General features: G+C 47.4%; 6 protein-coding genes. 2 read left to right on the forward strand and 4 right to left on the reverse strand.

Annotation, left to right across the window (positions count from 1 at the left end; all coding sequences use genetic code 11):
• Nucleotides 1-382, forward strand: a 382-nt coding sequence (locus tag H5U02_13110; GenBank protein MBC7343360.1) for a GNAT family N-acetyltransferase, incomplete at its 5' end; no start/stop codon positions are given.
• Between the two features lie 59 nt (nucleotides 383-441).
• On the opposite strand, the gene fusA is transcribed toward H5U02_13110, so the two are convergent.
• Entirely contained in the window at nucleotides 442-2490 is a 2049-nt protein-coding gene (gene fusA / locus H5U02_13115) for an elongation factor G (GenBank protein ID MBC7343361.1), read from the reverse strand.
• 190 nt (nucleotides 2491-2680) lie between these two features.
• On the opposite strand from fusA, the gene H5U02_13120 reads away from it, so the two are divergent.
• A complete protein-coding gene (locus tag H5U02_13120; protein MBC7343362.1) occupies nucleotides 2681-4243 on the forward strand; it encodes a polysaccharide biosynthesis protein in 1563 nt (520 codons plus the stop codon).
• Here H5U02_13120 and surE read toward each other — a convergent pair.
• The 3 genes from surE to H5U02_13135 all read right to left on the reverse strand — a co-directional run bounded on the left by surE (nucleotide 4185) and on the right by H5U02_13135 (nucleotide 6362).
• Nucleotides 4185-5018 carry a 5'/3'-nucleotidase SurE gene (gene surE / locus H5U02_13125; protein ID MBC7343363.1) on the reverse strand — a complete coding sequence of 278 codons (834 nt, stop codon included), beginning with the start codon at nucleotides 5016-5018 and terminating at the stop codon, nucleotides 4185-4187. The two genes, H5U02_13120 and surE, sit on opposite strands and share 59 nt — an antisense overlap.
• A gap of 20 nt (nucleotides 5019-5038) precedes the next feature.
• Nucleotides 5039-5605 (reverse strand): GTP cyclohydrolase I FolE, encoded by a 567-nt coding sequence (gene folE, locus H5U02_13130; GenBank protein ID MBC7343364.1) that lies wholly within the window; start codon nucleotides 5603-5605, stop codon nucleotides 5039-5041.
• Between the two features lie 388 nt (nucleotides 5606-5993).
• On the reverse strand, nucleotides 5994-6362 hold the full coding sequence (locus tag H5U02_13135) for a TIGR04086 family membrane protein (protein ID MBC7343365.1): 369 nt from the start codon (nucleotides 6360-6362) through the stop codon (nucleotides 5994-5996).
• Nucleotides 6363-6528: the final 166 nt, after the last annotated feature.

Below are 6528 nucleotides of genomic sequence, written 5' to 3' on the forward strand. Positions count from 1 at the left end.
AAACGACCGCCAACGCCGCCTATATTTTTCCTGGCTTCGCCACCGATCGCACAACCGATTCTTAGGGATACGGTTCCGTTCGCACTGGGTGGCTTTCCTAGTGGCTGATCCGTGGTGGGTTTCGTGGAGGGGACAGCGAGTAGGAGAAATTCACGAGTTGGTAGTTGACCCAGCATTGTGGGGGCGAGGATTAGGAAGTAAGCTATTGGAGGCAGGCATACAGTATTTAGTCCAGCGCGGACACCGAAGAATAGAACTCTGGGTAGGAAAAGATAACCTTACCGCCAAGCGCTTCTATTGCCGGCATGGCTTCAGGACAGGTATACTTTGGAATAATCGGTGGCAGCAAATGCTTAAATATGAACGGCCCAACAGTAAGTAAGGGTTACCCAGGCTCTTACTCCACAGGCCTAGGTAACCCTCTCTCAGGTTTTCCCGCTCTTAGCCCTGCTTCGCCTTTCGAGCTTCTTCTATCACCTTCTCAGCCACATTCGATGGAGCTTCTTCATACTGGCCAAATTCCATGTGAAACTGGCCCCGACCTTGAGTAATGGCCTTAAGGTCTATGGCATACCTATACATTTCTGCCATGGGAACTTGAGCACGAATCAACTGCATCTTGCCATCGGGTTCCATGCCAAGGATTCGGCCCCGTTTGCTGTTCAGATCCCCAATGATATCGCCCATGAACTGTTCGGGAACACGGATTTCAACGTTGGCAATGGGCTCTAGCAAGACTGGTTTTGCCTGTTCTAAGGCCTTGCGGAGAGCCAAAGCAGCAGCTATCTTGAATGCCATTTCCGACGAGTCCACCGGGTGATATGACCCGTCAACTAGGGTAACCTTTATGTTGGTAACAGGATATCCGGCAAGTATACCTTCATTTAAAGCCTCGCGAATACCCTTCTCCACTGCGGGGATGTATTGTTTCGGAACTGCCCCACCAAAAATTGTTTCCTCAAAGGCAAACTCCTGATCAGCCAAAGGTTCAACATCAATAAACACATGTCCGTATTGTCCGTGTCCACCAGTCTGCTTTTTGTGTTTCCCCTCTACCCGTTTTACTGGAATGCGGATGGTTTCCCGATACGGAACTTTGGGTGACGACTGGGTAACCTCAACCCCGAACTTTCGTTGCAGCCTCTCAAGGGTAATGTCTAGATGCATTTCTCCCATACCTAGAAGCAAGGTCTCTTTAGTTTCTAAGTTTTTTTCTACTTTTAGAGTGTTATCCTCCTCTAGAAGTTTTGCCAGGGCGTTGCTGAGCTTATCCTCGTCACCCTTTGTTTTTGGTTTTATGGCGATAGCTAAGTTGGGTTCAGGAAAATCAATCCCTTCAAAGACTCTCTGATTACCCTTGCTGGTTAAAGTCTCACCTGTACTAGTCGCTTGCAGTTTAGCTACAGCACCGATATCTCCAGGGCCAAGTAGATCTACCGGGAATTGGTTTTTACCCTGCATAACCAAAATTTGGCCCACCTTCTCCTCGGTCTGCTTGTTCGAATTCAAGACCAGGCTATCTGAACGCATAACCCCTTCAATGACCTTAAAGAAAGTCAACCTGCCTACATATGGATCGGAAAGGGTCTTAAAAGTCAGGGCTCCCAATGGTTTTTCGGCTATGGATTTGGCCTCCTCGGGACTGCTAATTGGGGGAGGTAAGAGATCAATTATGGACTGCAACAAAGCACCTATCCCTATATTGTTGAGGGCCGAGCCGCAGAAAACTGGAACAACCTTTCCTTGGGCTACCCCCTTGTGCAGTCCTAGGGCCAACTCATCAGGCGACAACCTTTCTCCCTCTAAATATTTTTCCAATAGGTCATCATCGCTTTCGGCTGCGGCCTCAGCCAATTGTTCTTGATACTGACTAACTTGTTCAGCATAATCGTTGGGTATTGACGTTTCTACTGGTTTGGAGCCAGAACCGGGTTCATAAATTAAGGCTTTCCCGGTCAGCAAATCTATAGTTCCGCAGAAGTCACCAGCTTCGCCTATGGGGATATGAACAGGTACGATATCTCGGGATAGGCGCTCACGCATATTGGCGAGAACATTAAAGAAATTGGCATTTTCGCGGTCCATCTTATTGATAAAGGCAACAATCGGGAGTCTCCTTTCATCCGCCATTTCCCAGATGACCTCAGTCTGGACTTCTACCCCGGCTACTGCTGACACTACAAAAACTAATCCTTCTACCACGCGTAGGGCAGCAATGACATCGCCTACGAAATCGGAATACCCTGGGGTATCCAGGACGTTTAGCTTATGGTTATTCCATTCAAAGGATGCCGGTACAGTGTGAATTGTAACTTTTCGTTTGATCTCCTCGGGGAAATAATCGGTTACAGTATTTCCTTCATCTACTTTACCCAATCGCTTAGTGGCTCCAGCACAAAACAGTAGCGCTTCAGTTAAAGAAGTCTTGCCGGCACCACCATGGGCTACAACTGCTAGATTACGTATGTGGTAGCTATCAAATGCCTTCATGGGACTCCTCCTTAAAACCATTCTTGTTACTTATATTTTTGTTCTCTTACCGAAAATCCTTTTTGTAAAAGCAAAGGTTAGAGGCCTTATGCACTATCTTCCTACTCGCTAGTTTTTCCAAATGACCCATATTTAGCATGTAGTTGCTATTCAAAGGCATACCTTCTTATCAAGACAGGGAGGTTTTTCAATGAAGGCGTCTGATTCTCTTACTTACAATACCATCATTCTAACTACCGCAGGCTTGATAAACCGCATTCTAGGGTTCGGATTTAGAATTATAATTGTCCGACTGCTTGGCCCAGAGATAGTAGGCCTCTATGAGCAAGTTTTTTCAGCATTTACGGTAGTTTTGGTACTTAGTACAGCTGGGTTACCCACTGGTATTGCCAAGATAGTGGCCCAAGAGACCGCATTGGGTCATTCCCGCCGAGCATGGCATTCCTTTTTGGTTGCCACAGTTTTGGTATCAGTGTCAAGCTTACTCCTGACTGTCCCTTGTATCATGTTCAACCGACTTCTAACTCAGGTTTTTGCTGACTCTCGAGTGAGCCTCGCATTACTAATAGCTTGCATTGCCGTTCCGGTGGTAGCAGCTTCTTCCTGCGTTCGCGCTTTGTTTCAGGGCCTAAACAATATGATTGTTCCTGTGCTTGCTCAAATCAGTGAACAAGTTCTCCGCATCATCGTGTCCCTTTACTTAGCTCTCCAGTTAGGGGTATTAGGGCCCAGCCTTGCGGCTGCAGGGCTAGCAATCGGTCTTCTGATTGGAGAAGCTTCTGGCCTAGTCTTGATGTTATTACTAGGTCACGGTGAAATAGCTAAGCTCTATCGCACAGCTAAACCTACCCTTAATAGTTCCTCGCACGGGGTGGTTGGACAATTACTATCCTTTGCTGCACCAGTCGGGCTAGTCAAAATCATCGCCTCAATCCTTTTACTGGCCCAGTCAATCATCATCCCTTGGCGTTTACAGGCTTGCGGCCTTTCTGGCGCTGAGTCGATTCAGCTTTTTGGACAGCTTTCAGGAGCTGCCTTGGTCTTGATCAATCTCCCTTCAGTATTAACATTTGCTATGTCCACTGCTTTGCTCTCTGGCATTTCCAAGACCGCGGCTTCAGGCCGCTCTACATTGCTCCGAGCTCGCATTACCGAAGCGGTTAGGCTTACCATGATCATAGGTCTACCCGTAGCCGCTTTCCTCTTCTTTGCTGCTGACCCGCTGTGCGACGTGGTTTTTCGCTTGCCCCAAGCTGGCACTTTGCTCCAGCTACTGGCGCCTGCTGCACCCTTTTTCTATTTGGAACATGTTACAGGTGCAATTCTTGAAGGGCTTGGAGCGGTTCGACCCGTGCTTGCTAACCGCCTGGCTGGTTATGGTATAACCCTTATAGGACTGTATACACTTACCTCTTTGCCAGGATTAGGGATACATGGCTCCGCCGTTTCCATAAGTATGGGCTGGTTAGTTATTGCCCTCCTGGATCTCACAATCCTGCACCAGATGGATCACGCACCGAACTGGCACTTGCTGGCTATTAAGCCCCTGATTGCCACCTTCGGCACAGCCACAGCAATTTATGCCGCAAGGCAGCTGTTGTCACCCGCCACCGTTGATTTGTTTCTTTTTCTTGCCATTACTTCAGTGGCGGCCATAACCATCTACTGTGGTATACTAGTGCTGTTGGGTGAACTTACGTGGGACGATCTACGGCGCATTCCCGGCCTGAACCACCTACCCATCCCCAGATAGAGCTGAGTAGCCCCTCTAGGTTCAATTTCCTAAGATAGTTACTCATGGTTGAATCGGTCAAGTTCAGATGAATCGGCGTTACCGAAACAAAACCATTTCGAATGGCAAATACGTCTGATTCCTCTTCATCCAGGCTGTCTACAACCTGGCCTGCCAACCAAAAATAGGCTCGGCCTCTAGGATCTACTCGGCGCTCGATGGTATCGCGGTAACGCCGCTTGCCCAAACAAGTGATCTTTAAGCCTCGGATTTGCTCTCGAGGGATGTTGGGTATATTAACATTTAGTAAGGTAACTTGAGAAATGGTATCTGCCAAATACTGGGCCAATACTGCTCCTATTTGGGCAGCCAAATCATATTGGCAATCGGTATCACCTTCCTTGCAATCAAGCGAGAGAGCCATAGCAGGATACCCTTCAATGACTCCCTCCATGGCTGCTGAGACAGTTCCCGAATAAAGGATATCGGTGCCCAAGTTGCTTCCGGCATTGATACCACTCACGATTATAGTGGGAGGGTCCGAAAGGAGGCTTTCCAACCCTATTTTAACGCAATCAACTGGCGTACCAGTTACTGACCAGCCTCTCATTCCCGAGATTTTTGGATCTAATTCGAAAGCTCTCAATGGTTTATGCACGGTGATCCCGTGCCCGATGGCGCTACGCTCTCGGTCAGGCGCGACTACCAATACTTCCCCTATAGTTGATAGCTGTCTAAATGCTGCTAACAAACCGGCAGCATTGACCCCATCGTCGTTGGTCAACAGAATTCGAATAGCCTTTGCTTTGGACAACACTATTGATTCCCGCCCTTGATTAGCGAAAATGCCTCCGCCCTAGTTGCTTCACTGGTTTTAAAAGCCCCCCTTACAGCTGAGGTAATGGTCATAGATCCAGGCTTCTTAATACCGCGCATAGTCATGCACATGTGCTCTGCTTCAATCACTACCATGACTCCTAGAGGCTTAAGCACCTCCATGATGGTATCAGCAATCTGGCTGGTCAATCTCTCCTGCATTTGAGGCCGCTTGCAATAACTCTCAACTACGCGAGCTAGCTTGGAAAGACCCGTTACCCTTCCGTTCCTAGGGATATAGGCTACATGAGCCTTCCCATAGAATGGCAGAAAATGGTGCTCGCACATAGAGTAAATGGGAATATCTTTGACTAAGATCATTTCCTGATGATGCTCATTGAAGTGAACCTCAAGGTACTGCTTAGGATCTTCTTCCATTCCCGAGAATATTTCCTGGCACATGCGAGCAACTCGTTCTGGGGTCTGGCGTAACCCCTCTCGATTGGGATCTTCCCCAATAGCTTCTATTATCATTTTAACTGCTTTGGCGATGGACTCTAACTGCATATGTTATATTTACCCCCAGGCAAGAACCAAACTATGCCCCGAGAACTACCTGGCACCTATATAAGTCAAATTCGATTATCTTTCCTTTTTCCCTTCACAAGCGGCCGCTTAATACTTCTTCATCATACCTGTGGTAAAAAAATTGTAAAGGCCCTAGTTTTTCTCTAGGGCCTTGCCTATATTTACCTATATATAGCATTATTCTTGAATTTAACATTTCCCCACTACAACCATATCATATAATGTAGCTGTACTCAGCAGGATAACCACCCTGAAGCCACTCGAAAGGAGCGATTCAAGTGCGGGTTTATTTTATTCCTCTACCAAGCTTTCTTCGGGCCATACTTAAGAAAATGCTTAAACAGACCGGCAGGGTCTCATAGAGCTTTTAGCGACTGGCTATCCCCAGTATACCACCTATGCCTCCCCCAAACACTGAACACCCAGCACGAACTAGACTTGCAGTCAGATCCAGATTTCCAGGTCCAATAACTAGAGCAATGACCACGATTACGATTGTATACAGCGCTCCCACTGCAACTCCTTGAACTAAACCGCGTTCTCCGGTGGTACGGGCCGCCACAAAACCACCCAGTCCAGCACCTACGATTAAGACAGCTAATGCTAAAAAAGGCAAATACTTTTCCGAGATAGGAGTTGTTTTGAGCATTGCCCCACAGGCCACTATCGCCAAGACGGTTGCAATCAAAGCACAGCCCAACCCTTTAACTAGGCTGTAAGCAGGTGAAACTGGCATTCTTGGTCCCCCCTCATTCCCTGGTAAACATTATGCTCTTCTGGAAGATTCTATACTGACTTAGATCTTAAGCTGTTATAAAAGTGAAGGAGACTGTTGCTCTTTGGCGAATACCAATATAAGACCTAAGAAAGTTTCTACTCTTTTCCTTGCTGGGGGGAGTTAG

The sequence above is a fragment of the Clostridia bacterium genome (assembly GCA_014360065.1).
In the GTDB taxonomy this organism is placed as follows: Bacteria; Bacillota; DSM-521; order Neomoorellales; family JACIYF01; genus JACIYF01.

What these genes read in the sequence shown, in the direction of transcription:
- fusA (MBC7343361.1), bottom strand. Translation starts at nt 2,490, where the DNA reads ATGAAGGCATTTGATAGCTACCACATACGTAATCTAGCAGTTGTAGCC.
- H5U02_13120 (MBC7343362.1), top strand. Translation starts at nt 2,681, where the DNA reads ATGAAGGCGTCTGATTCTCTTACTTACAATACCATCATTCTAACTACC.
- folE (MBC7343364.1), bottom strand. Translation starts at nt 5,605, where the DNA reads ATGCAGTTAGAGTCCATCGCCAAAGCAGTTAAAATGATAATAGAAGCT.
- H5U02_13135 (MBC7343365.1), bottom strand. Translation starts at nt 6,362, where the DNA reads ATGCCAGTTTCACCTGCTTACAGCCTAGTTAAAGGGTTGGGCTGTGCT.